The organism is Pseudoalteromonas sp. PPB1, from assembly GCF_015356275.1.
Lineage (GTDB): Bacteria > Pseudomonadota > Gammaproteobacteria > Enterobacterales > Alteromonadaceae > Pseudoalteromonas > Pseudoalteromonas rubra_D.
Genome location: NZ_JACEQV010000011.1, coordinates 142626 through 164309, shown reverse-complemented (window position 1 = coordinate 164309; position 21684 = coordinate 142626). Strand labels below are relative to the sequence as shown.

17 protein-coding genes are annotated in these 21684 nt (G+C 46.6%); 7 read left to right on the top strand and 10 right to left on the bottom strand.

Features of this window, described 5'->3' with window-relative positions:
* The first annotated feature begins 131 nt into the window (after window positions 1–131).
* Window positions 132–2564, top strand: a complete 2433-nt coding sequence (locus IY568_RS13145) for a TOMM precursor leader peptide-binding protein (RefSeq protein WP_194867811.1) — start codon at window positions 132–134, stop codon at window positions 2562–2564.
* A gap of 15 nt (window positions 2565–2579) precedes the next feature.
* On the top strand, window positions 2580–3551 hold the full coding sequence (locus tag IY568_RS13140; protein WP_194867810.1) for a Gfo/Idh/MocA family oxidoreductase: 972 nt from the start codon (window positions 2580–2582) through the stop codon (window positions 3549–3551).
* Between the two features lie 178 nt (window positions 3552–3729).
* Here IY568_RS13140 and IY568_RS13135 read toward each other — a convergent pair whose 3' ends face one another.
* Entirely contained in the window at window positions 3730–4062 is a 333-nt protein-coding gene (locus IY568_RS13135) for a hypothetical protein (protein ID WP_125560538.1), read from the bottom strand.
* 612 nt (window positions 4063–4674) lie between these two features.
* Between IY568_RS13135 and IY568_RS13130 the strand changes: the two genes are divergently transcribed.
* Window positions 4675–6849: a phosphatidylinositol-specific phospholipase C domain-containing protein gene (locus IY568_RS13130; RefSeq protein ID WP_194867809.1), complete on the top strand. Its 2175-nt coding sequence runs from the start codon at window positions 4675–4677 to the stop codon at window positions 6847–6849.
* 64 nt (window positions 6850–6913) lie between these two features.
* On the opposite strand, the gene IY568_RS13125 is transcribed toward IY568_RS13130, so the two are convergent.
* Together IY568_RS13125 and IY568_RS13120 are read right to left on the bottom strand one after the other, a co-directional pair.
* Window positions 6914–7231 carry a hypothetical protein gene (locus tag IY568_RS13125; protein WP_194867808.1) on the bottom strand — a complete coding sequence of 106 codons (318 nt, stop codon included), beginning with the start codon at window positions 7229–7231 and terminating at the stop codon, window positions 6914–6916.
* A gap of 163 nt (window positions 7232–7394) precedes the next feature.
* On the bottom strand, window positions 7395–8429 hold the full coding sequence (locus tag IY568_RS13120; protein ID WP_194867807.1) for a Kelch repeat-containing protein: 1035 nt from the start codon (window positions 8427–8429) through the stop codon (window positions 7395–7397).
* Between the two features lie 296 nt (window positions 8430–8725).
* Here IY568_RS13120 and IY568_RS13115 point away from each other — a divergent pair, with 296 nt between their 5' ends.
* Window positions 8726–10540 (top strand): catalase, encoded by a 1815-nt coding sequence (locus IY568_RS13115; RefSeq protein WP_194867806.1) that lies wholly within the window; start codon window positions 8726–8728, stop codon window positions 10538–10540.
* Window positions 10541–10625: 85 nt separating this feature from the next.
* Here IY568_RS13115 and IY568_RS13110 read toward each other — a convergent pair whose 3' ends face one another.
* Both IY568_RS13110 and IY568_RS13105 read right to left on the bottom strand, forming a co-directional pair.
* Window positions 10626–11654, bottom strand: coding sequence for a methionine synthase (locus IY568_RS13110; protein ID WP_194867805.1), 1029 nt, complete (start codon window positions 11652–11654; stop codon window positions 10626–10628).
* Window positions 11655–11682: 28 nt separating this feature from the next.
* Complete coding sequence (locus tag IY568_RS13105) at window positions 11683–12657, bottom strand: DUF1852 domain-containing protein (protein ID WP_194867804.1); 975 nt, start codon at window positions 12655–12657, stop codon at window positions 11683–11685.
* A 444-nt stretch (window positions 12658–13101) separates the two neighbouring features.
* Here IY568_RS13105 and IY568_RS13100 point away from each other — a divergent pair, with 444 nt between their 5' ends.
* Window positions 13102–13911 carry a sulfite exporter TauE/SafE family protein gene (locus tag IY568_RS13100; RefSeq protein ID WP_125560524.1) on the top strand — a complete coding sequence of 270 codons (810 nt, stop codon included), beginning with the start codon at window positions 13102–13104 and terminating at the stop codon, window positions 13909–13911.
* Window positions 13912–13964: 53 nt separating this feature from the next.
* On the opposite strand, the gene IY568_RS13095 is transcribed toward IY568_RS13100, so the two are convergent.
* From IY568_RS13095 to IY568_RS13080, 4 genes are all read right to left on the bottom strand, one after another.
* Window positions 13965–14912 carry a hypothetical protein gene (locus IY568_RS13095; RefSeq protein WP_194867803.1) on the bottom strand — a complete coding sequence of 316 codons (948 nt, stop codon included), beginning with the start codon at window positions 14910–14912 and terminating at the stop codon, window positions 13965–13967.
* A gap of 616 nt (window positions 14913–15528) precedes the next feature.
* On the bottom strand, window positions 15529–16488 hold the full coding sequence (locus IY568_RS13090) for a hypothetical protein (protein WP_194867802.1): 960 nt from the start codon (window positions 16486–16488) through the stop codon (window positions 15529–15531).
* 274 nt (window positions 16489–16762) lie between these two features.
* Window positions 16763–17275, bottom strand: coding sequence for a hypothetical protein (locus IY568_RS13085; protein WP_194867801.1), 513 nt, complete (start codon window positions 17273–17275; stop codon window positions 16763–16765).
* Between the two features lie 17 nt (window positions 17276–17292).
* The gene (locus IY568_RS13080; protein WP_194867800.1) at window positions 17293–18387 is read right to left on the bottom strand and encodes a YHYH protein; all 1095 of its coding nucleotides are present in this window, start codon (window positions 18385–18387) and stop codon (window positions 17293–17295) included.
* Between the two features lie 339 nt (window positions 18388–18726).
* On the opposite strand from IY568_RS13080, the gene IY568_RS13075 reads away from it, so the two are divergent.
* Window positions 18727–19290 (top strand): hypothetical protein, encoded by a 564-nt coding sequence (locus IY568_RS13075; RefSeq protein ID WP_194867799.1) that lies wholly within the window; start codon window positions 18727–18729, stop codon window positions 19288–19290.
* Window positions 19291–19507: 217 nt separating this feature from the next.
* Here IY568_RS13075 and IY568_RS13070 read toward each other — a convergent pair whose 3' ends face one another.
* Window positions 19508–19945 carry a GNAT family N-acetyltransferase gene (locus tag IY568_RS13070; RefSeq protein ID WP_194867798.1) on the bottom strand — a complete coding sequence of 146 codons (438 nt, stop codon included), beginning with the start codon at window positions 19943–19945 and terminating at the stop codon, window positions 19508–19510.
* 314 nt (window positions 19946–20259) lie between these two features.
* Between IY568_RS13070 and IY568_RS13065 the strand changes: the two genes are divergently transcribed.
* Window positions 20260–21642, top strand: a complete 1383-nt coding sequence (locus IY568_RS13065) for a hypothetical protein (RefSeq protein WP_194867797.1) — start codon at window positions 20260–20262, stop codon at window positions 21640–21642.
* Window positions 21643–21684: the final 42 nt, after the last annotated feature.

The following is a 21684-nucleotide window of genomic DNA, read 5'->3' as shown; positions in this document are numbered from 1 at the left end:
GTGCACCCATCAGTGTGTGCAGGGTTACCAATGCGTAACATGCACACCATGCAGCACCGGCGGCTAGCACGCAGTTATTGACACTCCCCGCTTTGTGCGAGGAGTGTCTTAAGAAATTGGATGTTTAATTTATGAAAAAGCTAAGATTGACCCCGGCTGCGAGCATTAATCCCAACAGCAATGGTGTGTTATTAAGTTCAGATTTGGGAGACTTCCAGATTCACGGTCGCGATACCTCCGACTTTGTTGAAAAAATCCTGCCATTGCTTAAGGGAGAGCTGACACAGGCTGAAATTTGCACCCGTTTACCTGAATATGGGGATGCAAGTATTGAGGCCGTGCTGCAACTGCTCAGCCAGTATGGTTTGTTGGAAGAAGTCTCTGAACAACTTGAATTTCAGCCGCCCGGTTTAGTACAAACCCGCTTTTTACGCCCCTGGCAGCAAGCAAGCCAACAACCACATAGCCAGGACCAGGTATACTCTCTTGATCCCTGCCGGGTACTCGTTATCGGCCTTGAACCCTGGGCTGTCACGCTACTGGAAGAGCTGGGTACTGCGGGTGTCGGCCATGTTCATTTATTAGATAAAGAAAATATCACCAACGACGATTTAACATGCCACCGCTTTCTCACGCCACAAGACATTGGTAAACCCAGAGCACAGGTCTTTACAGCAGCACTGCAACAGCGCAACCCCTGGATGCAGATCAGCCACTCTGAGCTCACCTGCGATAACCCCCAGTTAGGCAGCCCATCAAATGACTGGGATTTGGCCATTGTCACGTTAAGTAAAGATGCCCACTTTTGGTCGCATAAAGTCTCTGAATATGTGCATCAGCACACGATTAAAACACTTTATGGCCACCTCGACGGTCTGGAGAGCTGGATAGGTCCGGTGGTCAATTTAGATGACACCACCTCAGGCTCATGCTGGAACTGCTTAAGACTCAGAAAGCTGGGCACAGAACAACACGGTGAGCTTGCACACGAATTAGAAAAAAGCCATAAAAAGAATCGTGACGGCCGTGCCCGCAGTATGCTTACACCCATGTCTGCCATCACGGGCCAACAGCTTGCCATGGAGGCATTAAAAATACTCTGGGGCTATAGCGAAAGCGAACTGGTATCGCGTGTCATGGTACAAAACCTGGTTACGCACCAGGCAGAAAAACATGCCATTATCCCTATTCCCTGGTGTGATGTTTGTGGTTTTGATCATAGCAATATGAATACCCACGCGTTATCCATACACCGAGATACCCACTCTGCCACTAACCCGCTAAATCAACTCCAGGATGTTGAGCAATTTAAATCGCTATTTGAAGGCTGGGTCGATCCCCTCACAGGGATCGTCCGCCAGCTCACGGGACATGCGCCACATTTACCTGACTTCCCGATCACAGCATCTGCCGGGGTATCCTCGTTTACGGAGGGCGAATTTGACCCAAGAGCCTCAGGTCAGGTTGGCTCAGGTAAAGGGTTGGATACTATTTCAGCGCATATTAGTGCCGTCGGTGAGGCTCTGGAGCGCTACTCGGCGGCCAGATACCAATTGAGTGATTGCAAATATGCGTCAATTAGCCAGTTAAACGGTGACTATGTCGATCCGGATACTTTAGTGTTGTATTCCAATAAGCAATACAGCACGCCTAATTTCCCGTTTCACAAATGGCACAGAAAACAAAAAATACACTGGTGCCGCGGCAACTGGCTGGCAACCAAAGAGCCTGTCTGGGTGCCGGCATTGGTCAGCTATTTTAACTTTGCCTGCCCTTATAAAGAGCAGTTTAGTCAGGTGTCATCAAATGGGCTCGCGGCTGGCCAAAACAACGATGATGCTGCACTCAGAGCCTGTTATGAACTCATAGAACGCGACGCCATGATGCTCACCTGGTATGCACAGCTGCCCTGCGAACGTCTCAGTTACGAGGCGCTAAACCAGGGAAAAATGCGCGTTATGATTGAAGAGTTAACTGAGCTGGGCATTGAGCTCGAATGCTACTTACTGGATGTGGGATTACACGTGCCAACGGTCGTGTGTTTAGCGCTGGGAGATGGCTATCGCACCCCTGCAGTCTCAGTGGCCCTGGCCACGCATGGAGATATCAAAGTAGCCATGCGCAAAGCATTGCTAGAACAAGGCCATGTAATGCCTTATCTGTGCCAGTTAATGCGCTCTGGACAGGCAATTCCTCAGCAAGTCAGTGACGTAACAAGCCTGGAAGATCACGCGGCCTATTATTTTAGTAAAAGCAAACTCGCGGCCTTTGACTTTATGCGCCGACCCATCAGCGAGGCGAAAACGCTGGAAGACTGGCCGTATGAGGTGATCACACACGTCGGCCAGCTTAAGCAACGCCTGGATACAGCTGGGGTCGAAGTTGCCATTGTGGATGTTACCTCACCAGATATGGCACTCAGCCCGTTCAGGGTTGCGCGTGCTATTGGTGTCAACATGCAACCCATTCACTTTGGTGAGCAATTTAAACGGGTAGACAACCCAAGGCTGCGCAAATTGTTGCAAGGGCGGCCGGTTAACCAAGAGCCACATCCAATTGCTTAGAAAAAGGATAATATTATGAAAGTACTCGTTTGTGGTACCCACTATGGTTCCACGTATATTCGCGCTTTAACTCAGTTTCCACAAGACAGCTTCACCTGTGTGGGTGTCCTGTCAAAAGGCAGTGAACATTCTCAACAGATCGCACACCAACTGGGTGTGCCCTATTACACTGATGTCAGTGCAGTTCCGGCTAACTCTATTGATATCGTATGTGTCGCAGTATCGGGCGATGCGGGTCAAGCCATTGTCTTATCTTTGCTAAAGCAAGGCGTTTCTGTGTTGTGTGAGCACCCCGTTGATCAGGCGTTTGTACAAAAAGCACTGGCACTAGCCGAGCAGCACCAGGTGTATTTTCACGTCAATGGGCACTTTGCCGACCTCTACGCTCCTCAGGCATTTTTACAATCCATCCTGAACGCGTATCAGCAAGGGTTTGGTTGTATGCACTATGCCATGGGTGCCAATTTAAGAACGCTTTATTCAGCGCTGGATCTGTTAGGCCGTGCACTGGGAGGGTTTGAAGGACTCGAGGTCATCAAATACAACGGCAAGCCAATGGCGTTTCAGCCTGTCATGCTCAAAACCGACAGCCTTACTGTCTCTGTCTTATGCCAGAACTTTTCGTCTGCTGAAGATGACGGCAGCGCTACTTTTTTAAACCATCAGTGCTCTGCGCTATTTCCGCATGGTACTTTAACACTCAGCGAAACCACAGGCCCGTTAAGCTGGTTTCCTTCAAGCCAAAGCCTGCCGAGTGAAACATGGCGAACCTATATGCCTGTTGAGCTTGTCCCCATGGACAAACAGCAATTAATGACCCACAGAGATCAGTGTAACCTCAACGCCATTGCGGCATTGGCAGCCACAATACAAGGCGAAACACAGCCGCTATATCAGCAGCCAGATTATTTATCAGCATTAAGCGGGTTATGGCAGGCAGTATTAATGGAATTACAGCCCCAGGCCAAAGACGACTGCGCTGCATAACAGTCAATGTGCTTTCCACCGGGTATAGTTTGTACCCGCTGGAAAGACAAAAAGTGTTGTATTTTAACGTAGAACATACCCGAAAAGTATAGGTGGATATCCACACTGTATCTTCCTTGTAGTACCCTTTGTTATCAGTTTTGGGTGGGTCTCAACAAAATGGCATTCAATGTTGGCTTTACTTCGCCATTGTCAGCATTGATATGACACATCGTTTTTGTGAGGGAAAATAAAGGTCGTGCGCATTAAGGAACACTTTTACCGGCTTTCCCATTGCAAATGCGGCAAGCGCAGCAGAAACAAGGTGTGTATCACTTTTCCTTATTGCAGCAACACCTGTATTGCAATCGGCCGACTCAAAGCCGCCTTCAATTTGTAATTGGACTACATCCGGATGGCTTGACATATTTGCACCAGCAAAGGCAATCGAAGTGATTTTGCCCTCATTAGCCGCAAAAACGCTGGATGAAAGGGCACTTAAAAATAAGCCTAACACTATTTTATTTTTCATAATTTCCTCAGATATGGAGTGGTCGAACAGACTTGGCTTTGACATGTATGCAATGCGCGCTGTTCATTGTTTGATCAGGCCGCTGCCAGAATATCGTATTCTGTTAACATCCTGGTTGCTTTATTGGAGTAGCTTTTGATGAACAAGCTGTACGCGCTTTGATTCCTAACGCAACTTATTTCTGTCAGCGTTCTCATTTACCTTTATTAGAACCAATTTATTACTATTATACAAGCACCTATGGCGCAATCAGGCGATTCATAGCAAGAGTTTTTGGTGCTTTTGGTTGACAGTTCCCGGCTCGCACGCGTCCGCGATAATGGCGCTGCATGTGATAACAGCCCTGCTTTCAACCCTTTATTTTCAATCACAGTTTTGTGAAAAACTTCATGTAATTTGTCCATGAAACGGCCCTGACGTCGAGGATCGGTCCTTTTCTCACCTCAAAACGAAGCCAGGTGTATTTCTACCTGACAACTTTAGAGTTTAAACTCTTTTCTTCACACTTCTTGCACTTTTCACGCCTATATTTGCCGCGGTTGCTCGTACAGGGTGCGTAAATAGCGCCCTGGTTAAGGACCAGCATCACACTAAAAGGAGAGGATTTTTACTATGAAACCAAGCAATACACCGGCGCTGCTGTTGGCAGGTGCGGTAGCAACATCTTGCCTATCATTTGCAGTAAGCGCCGCAATAGAAACCGATGATGAGAAAGTCACCCGACTGGATCTGCAAGGGCAGATAGACAACTTTGCGCCATTTTCTAAAACCCTGTGGGCCGGGGCGCACAATGCCTATGCCTCACATGCCTGGAGCAAAGGTACCTATACCGACGTCAATCAATACTATTCACCCAAAAGTCTGCTTAAGCGCGGCATTCGGGTAATGGAGTTTGATATCTATCCGGAAGGCACCTTTGATTCAACCCCTATGCTGTGTCACAACTCACTGGAAAATAAAGCTATTTGCTCCAGCTTTCACGCTAAGTTGTCGGAAGGGTTAGACGACATAAAAGACTTTCTGAAAGACAACCCGGACGAGGTTGTTTTACTGAAGATCGAATCATACAAGCATAACGACCATAAAAACTGGCACAACAAAATTGGCGAACGTCTGGAAAAAGACATCGGCGACTATCTGCTGATGCCGTCGGACTGGGGCTATGCCGATAAGAGCTGCGCATCCTTGCCAGTGTCGCACCTCACCAAACGCGACATTCTGGCTGCGGGTAAGCAGCTGGTTGCCGTAGTGCAAACCCCCAGAGATCACAGCAATTTGTGCTCCTATCACAGCAGCGGTAGCTACTCCAAGTTCTGGAACACCGTGTTTATCGGCGTAGATGCCTTTGATGCCAATGGTAACCTGCAAAGCAATCAGCCATTTTGTCAAAACGGCAGCAATGAGTGTGTAAATGGCGACCAAACCGCGCATTACCTAGCCAACAATATGACAGTGATCATTGATGGCGCGACTCAGCTCAACCCGGATGGCCCGAGCTCAAGTAAAACCGGTAGCAATGTGATCAGCAAGTGGGCTAACAAAGGCGCACAAATTCTCGAACTGGCGCTGGTCGAGGCCAATAACACCAGTGCTGCCAGCGGCTATGGTGCCAATGAGGTCCAGATTGAGGACTTTATCTGGTCGTGGAAATCAAACCGACCCAATGGCTCTGGTGACTGTGCGAGTCTCGAAAGCGACGCTGCAATTGTCGACAAAGCCTGCTCCACTTATCAGTACCATGCTTGTGTGGATGACAACCGCAACTGGCAGCTGACCACCAGCAAAGGCAGCTGGGACATGGGCTTTGCGAACTGTCAGAGCCTGGGCGGCAGCTATCAGTTTGCGATGCCATTCAACGCCTATGAACATGTTCAGCTGCAAAACGCCATCGGCAACAGTTCAGAGCACCATTGGGTGAACTATTACAAGGCATTCGACTCTTTCTGGTTGTCTAACTCTGCTGAATATATCGACTGGCAGTACGTGAAAAACAACGCAATAGGCTCGACCAGTAAAGGCGACGCCTTCAACGATATTGCTTTATTAAAGCGTAAAGCTCTGGTGGGCGGCACCTTTAACCTCAGCTCAGTACGGGTTCGCTCAAACAATCGGGTGGATGGGTTTCAGGCTTGTTACGAGACCAAACAAAGCCTGTCACATGCTAGTGTGGGCACATCCGAGTTTTGTGTTACTTACGGTGGCAGCGGCGGTAGCTGGGGCAATAAACTGACCTTTGATACCAGCAAAGGCGAGCATCTGAAGAGTCTGCAGATCTGTAAAGACGATGGCAAATATGGCTACGATACCGTGTACTACCTGAAGCTGACTTCCAGCAATGGCAATTTGGTCAAAGGGGGGACAGCCTCTGGCAGTTGTACAACCTACTCAGCCAGTGCCAGCCAGCAATTGTTTGCCTTTCATGGCACCGAGAATAAAGAACTGAACTCACTGGGAGTTTACCGTATCGCCAGTTCACAGGTCAACGGCGGCCTCTATGCAACAGGCTGGCTTGACCGCGATGACCCGGCCAGTGGTGATAACGAGCTGTTCAGCTCACACCAGTCTGCGGGCAACATTGCAGCTAGTTGCAGCACCAATGATGTTGCAGGCGTCGTTGCGCGAGTCAAAGGCAGCAAGCTGGACTCAAGCCTGAGCGGGCAAAACCTGGTCAACAACAGCTCTGGCTTTGCCTGCTGGAACTCCAGTAATGGCGGGAACAGCAGTTATACCACCTGCGAAGACTATGAAGTGAGATACTTTTTTACCAAGTCTAGCTGTTTGCCGTAAGTAAGCGTATAAACCACTGCACTCTATCTGCCATAGAGTGCAGTAACACAAAGCGCGATTACAGCTAATCTACCTCTACATGAGTTACTTTGCAGCTACCGCCAGGAGTATCCTGAGAGTAAGCAACCGTAGAAAGCTTTCGATTCGCCATCTTGGCCGCCATCACAAGCGAGTAGAAGTTTTCACATTCCTTTGAAGCGATTGGGCAATAGAGGTTACTCCATGCACAATCTGTTGAAAACGGCTTATCAAAAGACATATAAAATACCTGGCCAGCATGGCTACCCAGACGCTTGATATTCACCTGATGTTGCGTAAAGTGCTTAGTACTTGCTTGTGTGCTTATACATATAAAAGACAGAACAATTAAAAAGTATTTCATTAAAAATCCATTTGTTGGTGACTGAATTATGAGACAGCCTGTTATTGTCCCTTTATTGTACACCAGCAAGTGGAGTGTATGAAATGTAAACAACCTTTTTGCCTGATAAATTCCGTCTCTCGCACAACAACTCAGTGCTATCTAATTTGATATCGCTATTTCGTTATGGGTCCACATTCGGCGTCAACACTTGCGTCGACGACAGGGTTTCCTGCGGCCCCACCTTAGCCGCGCCGCCGATAATATGGAGTTGCTCGTTTAACGAGACAGAGCCATGTCCGTGACGTGGCTGAGGCAAGTCCGGCAGCGCCTGCCACCGATTGGTCTGCGGATCGTACGCCCAAACCTCATCGAAGGCTTTACCTGCCTGCCAGTTACCTTTCGGGCCAAACACCTCGCCGCCCGACACTATGATTTTGCCATCCAGAACACTGGCCGACAAACCGCCGGAAGCCACCGGCAGCGGCGCAATAGGCGTCCAGGTTTCAGCTTTTGTATCATACACTTCCGCGTAACTCAGATTAGCACCATCCTGGCCTGATGTACGTCCACCAATAACATAGATCTTATGACCAATGACTGCACTGGCAGCAGAATTTCTGACCAGGCTCGCTGATTTCAGCTTTCGCCAGTAGGAGTTGTTAATAAGCACATAGTGGGCGTCGGTATCGACATTTTTACCAGTCTCTCTAGAAACCGTTTTACCGCCAATCACATGAATATTCTTACCGACATTGGCATACACAGATTCAGCCAATGGAATAGGCAGCGACGGGCCGGTGCGCCACACTTGTAAATTACCATCCAGGCGGAATACAGAGCTTTGAATTTCCCAGGCGCTGCCTTTAGCGCCCGTAAAGCCACCGATACCATAAATGAAGTGCCGATTACTAACCATACCAAGGTGGTGACGTGGCGCAGGTAAGGACGGTGCTTTTGTCCAGAATTCTTTTGCCGGGTTAAGTAGAAAGACGTCTGTGCTTGGACCTAGCCCCGAAAAGGACGGAGAGTCAGAGGGTGTGAATCCGCCCCCAACAAAAATACGTTCATTAAATACAGCAGGATATACTTCTTGCAGTGCCATGGGTAAGTCTGGACCTGCTGTCCAGTTGTAGGCCTGGCTTGGTGTGTTGCTCTGGGTGGCCTGAAGTGAACCCGATAGCAGCAGACATAGGATACTTGCTGATAAATGTCGCATTCTTGCTCCTTAAAACTCTGTGATCTGGTTATACGTTGTTGTAATAGCACAAGATCAGATATTGTGCCGTCATCTGACGTACTGTTACCGTAAAATATTACCGACATCAACAAAAAGCCGTTGTATACACTGCCCAAAGAGTCAGACTGTGGATTTGCGCTGACACTCAGTGAACAGGTCCCGTTTAACCAAATCAAAAATTACATAAAATTATCATATGTAATCTCGCGTAATAACATTAAGCAGGTACTGCACTACATTCTCTGGCGACAATACTGTCAATTGAGGGAATGAACATGAGCAAGAAAACGCTAACGAATGAAGTGGGTGCTCCTATTCGTCAGGATAGTGCCAGCATTACTGTCGGTAAAGAAGGGCCACTGACTTTTGACAATATCCATTTATTCCAGAAGCTCTCGCATTTTTCTCGCGAGCGCACACCTGAACGGGTACTCCATGCCAGAGGCACCGGAGTTTTTGGTACCTTTAAACTAGACAACGATCAAAGCGCAATTACACACGCAAAGTTCTTAAACGGAACAGGCAAAGAAACCAAAGTCTTTGTCCGCTTTTCAACGATATTCGGTGGGATTGACTCAAGCGACTACGAGCGGGATCTACGTGGGTTTGCCGTAAAGTTTTACACCGAAGACGGTAACTACGATTTATTAATGCTGAGCTCACCAGTATTTACGGTGCGCGATCCATTAAAACTACCGGATTTTGCTCACTCAGAAAGAAAAAACCCAAAAACCAATCTTCCCAGTCCGCAAAGCAAACTGGAGTTTGTCAGCAAACAGCCACAAACCCTCTCTGCATTTACCTTTGTTAACTCTGACCGTGGCATACCTGCGTCTTATGCCAATATGAACGGCTTCAGTATTAACGCCTTTGTATTCTATAACAAAGCGGGTCAACGCTGTTTTGGTAAGTACAAATTCCAGACTCAGCAGGGAATTAAAAACCTGATCGGGACTGAAATCGCCAGCGCTGATCCCAATGGCGCACAAAAGAAAATGGTTGAAAGCATTGAAAACGGCGATTTTCCTAAATATGCCGTCATGCTACAAACCATGACAGAAACGCAAATTGAGCAGTTTGAGCAGCGCTTTGGTTACAACCCATTTGATGCAACAACAACCTGGCCAGAAGATGTTTACCCGTATGAAAGAATTGGCGAATTGACGCTCAATGAAAACGTCTCAAATAACTTTGCCGAAAATGAACAGTCAGCATTTAACCCAGCCAACTTTGTGCCAGGTATAGGCTTGTCACCTGATCGCGTGTTGCAAGGGCGCATGTTCATTTATAATTTAACGCAACAACATCGGGTTGGCACGAATGTTAATCAGTTAGATGTCAACAAACCACGCTGCCCGGCAGGCTTTCACGACTATCAACGTGACGGCAATATGGCCCTAGGTGATAATCAGGGCAGTGGTCCGAACTTTTTCCCCAATGGCGATCCTAACGCCCCACAGCCAGCGCCCTCTGCGCAAGACCCTTATATCATCGCTGGAAGTGATGTAGCCGTAGATAACTACGATACAATCAATGACGACAACTATTCTGAACCCAGAAAGTTGTTTCTGGCCATGGCTGATGATGAGCAGAAGCGTCTTGCGGTAAACATCGCTGACGCATTAAAAGGTGCCAACGACGATACGATTACCGATGCGATTCTGACCGACCTGAGTAATATTGATGACAAGTATTTAAGTCTGGTTAAGCAAGCGCTGGAGTCCGACGATATTTATCGATATCTTCCTCAGGGCTCATATCGCCTCACTTCACAAAATGCCACAGTAGAATTGCAGTGTGAAGCGAGCGATGCAGATGGCGTGGTACGCGAGGTGTCGACTTCTATTGAGCACCTCATTGGCGGGCTGCGTTACGAGCATAGCCAACTATTACCGGAACCCGCAGACGAGCCTTATGATGGTTTTATTCCAACTGGCAGCTATCGTGAACACTGTACTAATATCCGTCTGATATTGACGGCAAGCTGTCAAAAGGAAGATAAAAGCTGGCAGGTGTCTAAGCTGGATATCACTAACCTGCTCTATCCATCAAGCATCGAAAATATAGACGGGGTGCTGACAATTCGCTAATTGGTCAGGTTTGAAGAAACGCCGTTAACGGGGCCGCGCTGAATGTACACATTGCGACAGTCAGCCTGGCCCTTTTTTATCTAAATCAAGCCAAAAGTTCCTTACGCACGATTTCAGCGCCGGCACTAAGTGCATTCAGTTTGCCCCGGGCAATGTCACGGGCAAGCGGTGCCATACCACAATTGGTGCAGGGATAAAGCTTATCGGCATCCACATATCTCAGTGCTTCTCTAAGTGTCGCTGCGACTTCCTCAGGCGTTTCTATGGTATCCGTTGCCACATCAATGGCTCCCACCATGACTTTTTTGCCTCGAACCAGGGATAATAACTCAACAGGCACCCGCGAGTTGTGGCACTCCAGCGAGATAATGTCTATGTTCGACTTTTGCAGCTTAGGAAATACTTCCTCGTACTGACGCCACTCTGAACCCAACGTTTTTTTCCAGTCAGTGTTGGCTTTAATACCGTAGCCATAGCAAATGTGTACCGCAGTTTCGCACTTAAGGCCTTCGATGGCCCGCTCCAAACAGGCAATGCCCCAGTCATTCACTTCATCAAAGAAGACATTAAAAGCAGGTTCATCAAACTGGATAATGTCGACACCGGCCGCTTCCAACTCTTTAGCTTCCTGATTCAATACCTTGGCGAACTCCCAGGCCAGCTTTTCGCGGCTCTTATAGTGAGCGTCGTATAAGGTATCCACCATGGTCATCGGACCGGGCAGTGCCCATTTGATAGGTTGATTGGTCTGCTGGCGTAAAAACCGAGCATCCTCAACAAAGACCGGCTTCTGACGACTGATCGGTCCAACCACCGTGGGTACACTGGCATCATAGCGGTCGCGAATTTTAACTGTTTTACGGTTTTCGAAATCCACACCGTCGAGGTGCTCAATAAAGGTGGTCACAAAGTGCTGACGGGTTTGCTCGCCATCGCTGACAATATCAATCCCTGCCAGTTGCTGCTCCAGCAACGACACTCGCAGTGCATCTTGTTTGCCGTCAACGAGCGCCTGATCTTCAAGTTTCCAGGGAGACCACAACACCTCAGGCTGTGCCAGCCATGAAGGTTTAGGTAAGCTACCAGCGGTGGACGTAGGTAAAAGTGTTTTCATAATATTTGCCGTTTATTCTCGTTAACTATCAGGCGTAGTTCGCCGACCACTGCTCAAGCACACTTTGGTAAGGTTTAATAAAGTGCTCATGGGCAAATTTACCCTGCTCCACCGCCAGTCTGCTGCGCTCCTCACGGTCATAAACGATTTGCGTCAGAGAATGGTCCTGGTTTTTCAGATTTGGCTGATAGCGCTGACCGGCAACCGCATTGGCGTTATAAATCTCAGGGCGATAGATCTTCTGAAACGTTTCCATGGTGCTGATAGTGCTGATCAACTCCAGGTTAGTGTAGTCATTCAACAGATCGCCAAAGAAGTAGAATGCCAGCGGGGCAACACTATTTGGCGGCATAAAGTAGCGTACTTGCAGGCCCATTTTCTTAAAGTATTGTTCGGTCAACGAGGACTCATTAGGCTCATATTCATAGCCCAGCACCGGATGCTGATTTTCAGTTCTTTGGTAGATTTTGCTGTCTGACACGCTCAGGCAGATAACCGGCAGTTTTTTAAAGTTTTGTTTATAGGCGCTTGAATTCACGAAATGTTTGAACAGTTTGCCGTGCAACTCACCAAAGCCTTCAGGAATGCTAAACTGTGACTTACCTTTATTGTGGTCCAGCAGTACCACACTGAAATCATAGTCTCGTACATACGATGAGAAGTTATTGCCGACTATACCTTCGATGCGATCACCGGTTTTGTGATCGATGATGTTGGTTTTTAGCACTTCAATTGATGGGAAAGCCTCTTTGTTACCCGCCACGTCGATATCGACCGAGATGATTTCCAGCTCAATGGCATAGCGGTCACCGTTGGGATTATCCCAGTTAGCCAGCGCATTGAAACGATTGTCTATCATCTTTAGTGCATTACGCAGGTTGGCCTGGCGGCTTTCCCCTCTGGCCAGGTTAGCAAAGTTAGTGGTGATCCGTGTGCTGTCTGACGGATGGTAGTTTTCATCAAAAATGATGCTTTTAACTGTAAAAGTAAACTCGTTATTCATGGCGTTCTGGTATCCAATATTCTGTGATTAACCCAAATGTACAATGTGCTCTTCCCGGTGCAGCGCATGCACTTAGCCATCGTTAAGCTAGCCTGGCGTTTGGAGCAATTACATTGTTACCCGGACAAGCACTTGAAGAAAAACGGTTTAATTTCACCTAAAACTTGAGTTGTATTCATGGTTGTTGCGAGACTCTGGCATTTTGCAGGGGGCTCATAGAAAAATGGCAACCAAAACACCTAGAAATAAAAACATCTAGCCATCCAGATGCTTAAATTGAATTTACTTCATGTAAAACGTGAGGAATATTCAAAGCTTATCTGAAAAGCCACAGACATTATCTTGATATACTCGCTCAGAACGTGGCGAACCGGTTACCAACAGACGAACCGTCGATATGCTCGCCACCCGTCTAACCCCATATAATATAATGAGAAAAACGGAATGAGTGACTTGTTGTTATTGATAGCATGCTGCGCCTTATTAGGCAGCGGTGTTGGTTTTCTGGCCGGGCTCCTTGGCATTGGTGGAGGGCTGGTTATTGTCCCGGTCCTGAGCAGTATTTTGCTGTATTTTGCGGTCCTGCCTGCGGAGCAGGTGATAGTTGCCGCCATCGCTACCTCTTTGGCCTCTATTCTGTTTACCTCAACTTCATCAGCCATCGCCCACCATAAAAATGGCAATGTGCCCTGGGAACTTGCCCCCTGGATTATGACCGGGGTTGCGCTGGGTGCGCTGATCAGTGGTTTTTTAGCCGCCATGTTGCCCGAGCAAATCGTGCGCTGGGTCTTCGCCGTCAGTGTGGTCTTGATCGCTCTCAAAATGTTTTTTGGCAGTAACAAATCCGCTTCAGACGAGCGTAGCATGCCAAATAAAGGACTGTTAACGGGGTTTACAACCATCACAGGCGGGCTCTCAGCTATGATTGGTATCGGTGGCGGTGCACTGCTGGTGCCCCTGCTGACGTTTTTCTCTATTGATATGAAAAAAGCCATTGGCTGTGCCTCAGCCTGCGGTATCGTGATTGCTCTATTTGGTTCTGTAGGTTACATCACATCGGGCAGTGCACAGTTTGCCTTGTCAGATGGGTTTGCCGGGTTTGTGTATTTACCCGCCCTATTGGGCATCGTATGTACCTCGTGGTTTACCGCGCCGCTGGGGGCCAAGTCTGTGCAGCATTTGCCCGTTCCGACTATCAAGAAGCTATTCGCGGGCTTGCTGGTCTTGGTGGCTGGGAACATGATTGCCTTTTAGCCCAGGACAACAGGCAGCTGCTTGGCTGCCTGCAATTTTCTCACCTATTCAAATCAGAAAGGATTGATAGAACAAGGCCTGTCAGAGTATATGTAGCAAGGATTTTCGATGGTTTTGCTCGACATCGTGATAGAGTAGTCACCCGATAAATCAATATACAAAGATGCGCCTTCAATTTTTGTTGCTGATGAACTTAACCTGATGTATTGCCCAGCGGCTAAGCTCTTAAGTCTGTCCTTCACCGATACGCCCAGTTGACCAAATCTGTCGTCAGGAATCGCTTTGTCGAGTGAGAACAAAGAAGCACTCCAGCCATCGGTTTTCGTATTAAGATAACCATGGATTTTGCTGCTAATAATACCTTCAACTTTGTTATTAATGTAATTGCTGAGCAAAGGTACGCTAATACCAAAAATCCGGGAGTCGACATCAATGTTTAGATTAATCGGATTCACGTTAAGACCATAAGCCTGGCCTGTGACAAAGTCATACTTTGCCGTAACGACAATATTTTGCGCCGAAACACGCGCATATGCTTTCGCAATGAAAGACGGCACATTCTTGATGGTGTATTTTGCTTTGGCGTTAAACCCAAAACCGTTAACGTTTGCCAGGATCTCTCCATTACCATTTGCCGAGAGTTTAGTAGAGAGGTTCCCAGTCAAGTCCGTATTGGTATATCTGTGCTCTACCAAACCGGTGGCGTTGTTTCGCAGCTCCTGATCCAGCTTAGTATGCAACTCGCTCTTCAACTGGTTGCGCATCGCAACCTGTTTTGACAGAACACGGTAAACGGAATTATGTAAATCAGGCGACACCCGCACACATTTCGTTGAGTTACCCGCTTTGATCCAGACCCTTTGAACGGTCTCATATTGTACATAGCGGTCCATGTTCAGACCAATCATTAAGTCATCACATTCACCGGGCATAGATGCCTGCGCATTTGCAGCAAACAAACCACTGAATACCAAAGGTAAAACGAACTTAGTAACTTTCACACATTTCTCCTTAATTGTTTAATTGCAGTACAAGTTCACACAAACGGTACAATGTTAACGCGAAATTAACCAGTTAAATTGAGGTTACATTTAAATAATTTTTTTGTGACTGTAAAGCCAGCGGTACACTAATGGATTTTCTGCAACTTTGCCATTGTATTTCCTTACACATGATTCAAAGCCAAACATATGAACTATATCCATAACAATATCTTGCTCTCATTGAGGGATAAATAGATTAGGCAATCACTGCCAACATCACCTAACTTGTTTCACTAAAAAGCACATTGCAATTATTCTCATACGCGACACAGAATGAAACAACACAGTAATCATTCAAAAAGACTGACTAAACATGATGATCAATATTGTGAATATCAAAGAGACAACTTACACATGAGGTGACTTTGCCGGATGAGTAGCGTTTAAAGGGTAGCAAAGCAATGCCTTAACGAGTGATTGAACGGACTATCAGACATGACTCACCGCATTACCAGCTCCCTTATCTGCCAACATGTACTTCTTTGGACATTGTTTTGGCATTTAGCCATCGGTTTCATCAGGTGATATGGCAACTCAGGTATTTGTTGAGTTGCCATATATATTCGCCCGACTATCAGAAATCGGGGAACAGGTTACACGCTGTATCGGCGTATATATAACAGGGGTTTTGGAATACCTTGTTACTCATACTGATGGAAAAGTCGCCGGACAGGTCAACATAGAACGACGCACCATCCATCTTTTGTACAGAAGAAGACATCTTGATGTACTTACCTGGCAGCAAGCTGGTCAGTCTGTTTTTCACAGACACGCCCAATGAACCAAATTTGTCATCCGGAATTGCCTTGTCCAGTGAGAACATAGCCTTACTCCAGCCGTTGGTCTTTGAATTCAGGTAGTCTTCAATCTTGTCGCGGATCACGCCTTCAACTCGGCTATTGATGAAATTACTCAGCACAGGGACACTGATACCAAAGATCCTGGAATCAACATCCACATCTAAATGGAGCGGATCAACTTTAAGGTCATAGGCCTCACCTTTCACAAAGTCATATTTTGCGTTAACAGAAATACGCTCAACCTTAACCGTTGCGTAGGCGCTCGCAATCATTGAAGGGACATTTTTCAGGGTATATTTTGCTTTGGCGTAAAACCCGAAGCCATTCACATTGGCGAGGATCTCACCATTGTGATTGGCCGTCAGGGTTGTAGACAGGCCACCTTTTAGTTCAAAGTTGGTGTATCTGTGTCTGAGTGAGCTGTTAATGCCATTTTTCAACTCCTCATCCAGCCTGGTTCTGAGTTCCGTCTCCAACTGGTTGCGCAGTGAGCGCTGTCGGGCAAGTACATCATAAACAGGATTGTGAAGATCTGGCGACATACGTACGCACTTTGACTGACTACCAGCACTGATCCAGAGCCTTTGTACTTCTTCTGATTCATGATAGCGGTTCATTTGAGAAGTGATCATAAAATCATCACACTCTCCGGGCGCTGATGCCTTAGCATCAGTTACATAAGAGGCAGCAAGGCTACTAACGAGTAGAGGTAAAACGAACTTAACGACTTTCACTGTCATTCTCCTTATATCATTTGTGATTTGAGTTCGAAGAAATGGTACACAGCGAAAAATCGCGCAACAATTGAAAACAGGGACAAAAAAGCTCAAGTTTCATCAAGAAACATAAAATTAGCCATATCTTGTAACAGATTTTGCTTTCTTGTCACCGCATTTAAGCTTAACCCTATGATTTATAATAATAGAAAAAGAAAATGTGAGGCACTGCTGCATGGCGAAATAAATGCAGCAGCCAACCCTAAATTGTAATCTATGCCCTTGAAATCTGTTAAAACACCGTGGCAATGGGCTGCTTTGCTGTCAGGGTAAAACGCTGCGTTAACCCCAGACGCTTGTATTTAGCACGCATGGCTAGCTGCTTTTCGTTGTTTTTGCCGTACAAGCCATTGTGAAATCGCAGCCCTTGCTTGTGATCAACGCCAACAAATTTACCCATCACCACGATTTGATCAATTTCGCCCTGGTCGCCATGGTGTGCGGTTTGAGGTGACAGCATCAAACCTTCAATGTGCTTTTGGGTCTCTCCCTGGGTCATAAAAACCTGCGCATGGATGGCTTTAAACAGCGTATTGTGAGCCTGTTTAAACTCCTCGACGGACAAATGGCCATTCTTATCGGTATCCGCCTTTGGAAAACTCAATGGGTCGATGGCCACCACCAGATAGGCACCTGACTCGTCAAAGTTCAGTGTGCCCTGCTCGGCCACCATTAAATGTGCATGGGCTGCGCTGCTGAGTGAAAGGCCAGCGGCCATCAGTAACCCTGTGATGAAATTGTGCATGCTTAAACCTCCGGTCACTACAACTGACCTTTGACACAACGCTGAAAATACGGGTAAGTATCGGTGGCATAGTAATGATAGATCCCCTGAGGGAACTCAGGTGTTACGCCATAACGGCCATTACATTCATCCAGATCGCCACTGCCTGCAACGTATTCCCAATCCTGTGCAAACGTCCCTAAGGCGTAAACTGATGTGGCTGGCCGACTACTGCTGACGTTTTGTACCAGCTGATAACTGCCCGTCATCACCTTTAACGCCGACCCAGCGTCCTGTGCATCGCTGTAACCGTAGCGGGCATAAATGGGAAAGCCGTCAGCCGCCCAGCCAATCAGGGTCATACTGGACTCTGAACCACCACGCATCGCAATAAACCCTTCCGGCATTCCGTGATAATGATATGAACCATTAGGCTGAACATGGGCATTGTTATCATCGGTGCCAAAGTCAAAGCTTGTCTGACCAAGCGCTTCTATGTGCCAGTTGCCTGTGTTACCAACCAAGCTACAACTATTGCCCGAGTCGTCACAGGAACCCGCAGTATTCGCATCAATCTTAACGCCATTCAACACATAACCCGTTGCCCCTCTCGGCCCTCCCAGTGTTGATACCGTGTCAGTCTGTTCAGGCGTAAGGGTATAACTGATGGACACCGCCGTTTCACTGATAGTATTGGGGTTCCCCGGGTTGGGAAAAGTGCCTGTCTGATGATCAGGAATGCCGTTCGCAGTGAGTTGCCGGGTGGTGCCTGTGCAACTCCAGTCAGCATTACTGGTCATTTGCACCGACGCAGAGTCATTAAACTCATTATAAAAGTAATCACACAGTACCCCATCGGTCGACCCCGCCGTTAGCGCGGATCCTGTATCCGTATTCAATTCGGGGTCTTCTGACGCTGAATCATCAGACGCGGTGCTATTATCGCCTGTATTGTCCGTCGTACTATCGCTCACTGTTACTGAGCCAGAACTGCTGCCACTGACCTCACCGCTTGGTGAACTCGACTGCGCCTGAGTACTGTTATCATCCCCAGATCCTGAGCCACCGCATGCGGACAACACCAACACTGATACCCACACTGCCAACAACGACCTTTTATGCACTGTATTCATACTAATCACTCCCACAGAGCTGAACACCTGATAGCCTTGCTGCTATCTCTGATCTCACTATATGAGTGGATTGTGCAAACACCGCGCAAAGAAAGTGCAAATACTGTGCAAGGTAAAAATACTGCACTGCCAACCAGAAGCCGATTCACCAAAGCAACAACGAGAGCCCAGAAGATGAGAAGTTGTACTTAACCCCTATATCTGAATGTTTTGCCCAGTGTCGCATATCGAGTAGTTGTTTCACCTGATATTTCCATCACTTCCTCTGAGCGTTGGCGCTACCACCTACTTAAACTCTCAATAAATGAAAAGTGACTAATCAACTAAATAGGTACTATTATGCCAAACGAAAAAATCAGATCTATCAAGCAAAATACCTGGTTACATGCCGGCGGAGGTCCCTCAGCAGGGGGCGTGTGTTATGGAATGTGTAACTATATTGAGTCCAAAGATGGCCCCTGGTTTCAGGTCAACAACTATGAAAACGCCGTAAAAAATGCCAGAGATTTCACAGCCATCACAGCAATGATGAATTTCGCAAAAAGTCAGCAAGTGCGTAATTCTCCTTTTCACATCAGTGACGGCATTGAAAATGGCGAACTGGCGTTCAATCGGTTATATCGCATGACAATATGGGTTGGAAAGACGAGTGTACCCAAGTCAAAGCGAGCAAGAAACCATGAGTTAATCGTATGTACCGGGTCAAATCACGATGAGATAGTCTATTTCGACCCTAACTTTGGTTTCTTTCACCCGAGCGAAGCAGGGAAAAACAACAGAGAAGCATTAGAGTACTGTATTGCCCGCATGTATGCCGACAATAACAGCGATGTTGATCTGTTTGGATACACAAATATCAGGGCCCTGAACAAAAAATCCCCACAGGGGTACCCAGCAGGATAAGCACCGATTCAATCAGAGCAGTTGATATTACTGTAGTACTTTAATAGCGTCATAACCAATCAGGTGAATGATAAACGGGAGCCTCATTCATGAGGCTCCCATCTTGTACGCGATGAATTTAATATCGGGTTTGCAGAGCAACAGCCAGCACCGACCTTTGAGCTGGTAAAATCACACTTATCACCCCAACAGAGCAAAACATGCAGTAAGACAAACGTTAGAGTAACTTCTCCATGAACAGTAACGACTGGCCATGATATTCACCCTGATCAAACTGATTATATCCCTGCTTTTGATAAATATGGAGCCCGCGGGCATTTTCACTAAACACATCCAGCCAAATACGTTTACGTCCAAGCACGTCGATGCAGTATTGTTCCATGCTGCTCATTGCATGTTGACCAATCCCACGGCCTTTTTCACTAACCACAATTCTGCGAAACTCGACACTGGAAGCACTTTCCAGGGAAAGAATGATAAAGCCAACCAGAACTTGGCTCTGGTAGATAGATAAATAAATTACCTGGGCTTGTGCCATCGCGGCAAGGTGTTGCTCTGCGCTATAGGGAAGAATAAAACCTGCGGTATCACTCGCACTTTCCATCTCCACAAAACGCTCAACCTCTACAATTTTTGATTCTTTTAATTCGATCACTAGACTTGCCTTAAAATGACCCCATACCTGAGTCTCTATCTGTTTGTATATTCACGGGCAGCGGGTTTAACCGCTGTCAGCTACTTTAACAGGATAAGACTCAACTGTACCAGGCGTTATGCAGACGTTTCCTGGCTGTGTGGAGACCACGAAATGCACTGTATTTGCGGCACCCAGATATACCCTTGCTTGTCGCAGCCATAGGTCATCCCCTTGGAAAGCGTGAGTGAGACGCCCAACTAAAAAAGGTACAATTGTATTTTTAAACAATAAAGAACGGCTTACTGACCAGTGAGCCCTTGGGAACTATATCCATGAACAAATATCTGACAGTTACGTTGCCCTTTGTAATGCTATGTGCAGGCGCTATTGCAGAAGTACCATCTAACTACACGGTCGTTAGTAACATCATTACGCCAAAACAAGGCCAACAGTCAGGTCCATGCGACGGCACCATGTTTCATGTCAAAAATAATTTATCTGGAAAGGTAAGAGCTATTTACATTCCAGAGCCCTGTAAAGTCGTTAATTTCTCACATGAAAACAATGAAAACCCAACAAACTGGAGCGCGTACAACTCATACCAGATATCCAGGCAGAGCTCTTACACCAAGCAGAGTACAACTCATTGGCACTATGTAAATAGAACTGGCGACTGCAATGTAATGACTTTTAATTTTGTAAATGTTACTACGAATAGAGATAAGAAATTCACTATCAATAATGCATGTACAAAGATCAACTTTTACCATGACAGGGTAAAGAAACACCATAGTGCGCTTACCTCTCAAGTTTTGGCTTTCTTTAATGAAAAAACAAACCTTGGGTGCGACATTATTGTCAATGATTCAGACTCTCTTGAAAGAGGGCTAAAATCAGTGCCTAATTATCCGACAGACAATAATGGATATTTGATTTGCTTAGAATCGGGCGAGTATGGGCCCGTGCGTATAGATGGGAAAAACAACTTAACTTTATTAGCAATCAATGGAATGGCAAATTTCTCTGCGACAATCCCATATACAGATGACTCCCTTACAACTGCAACTTTTGAGATTTCGTCTTCAAATAACGTAGAACTAGTCAATTTAAATGTTACTAATGACCATGAGTTTAGAGAACTTAACGACGATGGTGAGCCAGGAAATACAAAGCAACAGGTTTCACGAGCTATGTATATCAGTGATTCAAACAATATTGGATTTCACTATGGCAACATCTCGGGCCGCGGCAAACAAACTGTAAACGTAGATAATTCCTATGTCACTATGAACAATACCAGTATCTCCTGCTATTACTTCTGTATTGACTCATCATACTCAAATGTAAACACTGCCAATCTATCCTTGTACGTATCCCATGCAGAGCGCTCTGGAGATACACATTCCGTACTGTGGACCGACTTTTCAGACTACTACCTTAAAAATACGACCGTCATTGCAAAGTCAGGCAAAGGTTTAGTCTCCGGTTCAGCTTTTCCGGATCGAAACAAAATTATTGTTGAAGGATTTGTTGAAGCACAGGGTAACTTGGAAGGGTGGGTTCAGAATCACCCGAACTATTACGGTATTAAACTATACCTGATGGAATCTGCAAATAGCTTCTACCCGAAGCATTTGGCAGATTTCTATGATAGTAGGTACCAAGGGGGGGGCGACTCATTCAATAATCAAGTTCTGAGAATGAAGGCAAACTAAGCAGTCATGACCCCTATAACCGTGCATTCAAGCACGGTTATA

What these genes read in the sequence shown, in the direction of transcription:
- IY568_RS13105 (WP_194867804.1), bottom strand. Translation starts at nt 12,657, where the DNA reads ATGAATAACGAGTTTACTTTTACAGTTAAAAGCATCATTTTTGATGAA.
- IY568_RS13135 (WP_125560538.1), bottom strand. Translation starts at nt 4,062, where the DNA reads ATGAAAAATAAAATAGTGTTAGGCTTATTTTTAAGTGCCCTTTCATCC.
- IY568_RS13125 (WP_194867808.1), bottom strand. Translation starts at nt 7,231, where the DNA reads ATGAAATACTTTTTAATTGTTCTGTCTTTTATATGTATAAGCACACAA.
- IY568_RS13065 (WP_194867797.1), top strand. Translation starts at nt 20,260, where the DNA reads ATGAACAAATATCTGACAGTTACGTTGCCCTTTGTAATGCTATGTGCA.
- IY568_RS13145 (WP_194867811.1), top strand. Translation starts at nt 132, where the DNA reads ATGAAAAAGCTAAGATTGACCCCGGCTGCGAGCATTAATCCCAACAGC.
- IY568_RS13075 (WP_194867799.1), top strand. Translation starts at nt 18,727, where the DNA reads ATGCCAAACGAAAAAATCAGATCTATCAAGCAAAATACCTGGTTACAT.
- IY568_RS13085 (WP_194867801.1), bottom strand. Translation starts at nt 17,275, where the DNA reads ATGCACAATTTCATCACAGGGTTACTGATGGCCGCTGGCCTTTCACTC.
- IY568_RS13080 (WP_194867800.1), bottom strand. Translation starts at nt 18,387, where the DNA reads ATGAATACAGTGCATAAAAGGTCGTTGTTGGCAGTGTGGGTATCAGTG.
- IY568_RS13130 (WP_194867809.1), top strand. Translation starts at nt 4,675, where the DNA reads ATGAAACCAAGCAATACACCGGCGCTGCTGTTGGCAGGTGCGGTAGCA.
- IY568_RS13110 (WP_194867805.1), bottom strand. Translation starts at nt 11,654, where the DNA reads ATGAAAACACTTTTACCTACGTCCACCGCTGGTAGCTTACCTAAACCT.
- IY568_RS13100 (WP_125560524.1), top strand. Translation starts at nt 13,102, where the DNA reads ATGAGTGACTTGTTGTTATTGATAGCATGCTGCGCCTTATTAGGCAGC.
- IY568_RS13140 (WP_194867810.1), top strand. Translation starts at nt 2,580, where the DNA reads ATGAAAGTACTCGTTTGTGGTACCCACTATGGTTCCACGTATATTCGC.
- IY568_RS13115 (WP_194867806.1), top strand. Translation starts at nt 8,726, where the DNA reads ATGAGCAAGAAAACGCTAACGAATGAAGTGGGTGCTCCTATTCGTCAG.
- IY568_RS13120 (WP_194867807.1), bottom strand. Translation starts at nt 8,429, where the DNA reads ATGCGACATTTATCAGCAAGTATCCTATGTCTGCTGCTATCGGGTTCA.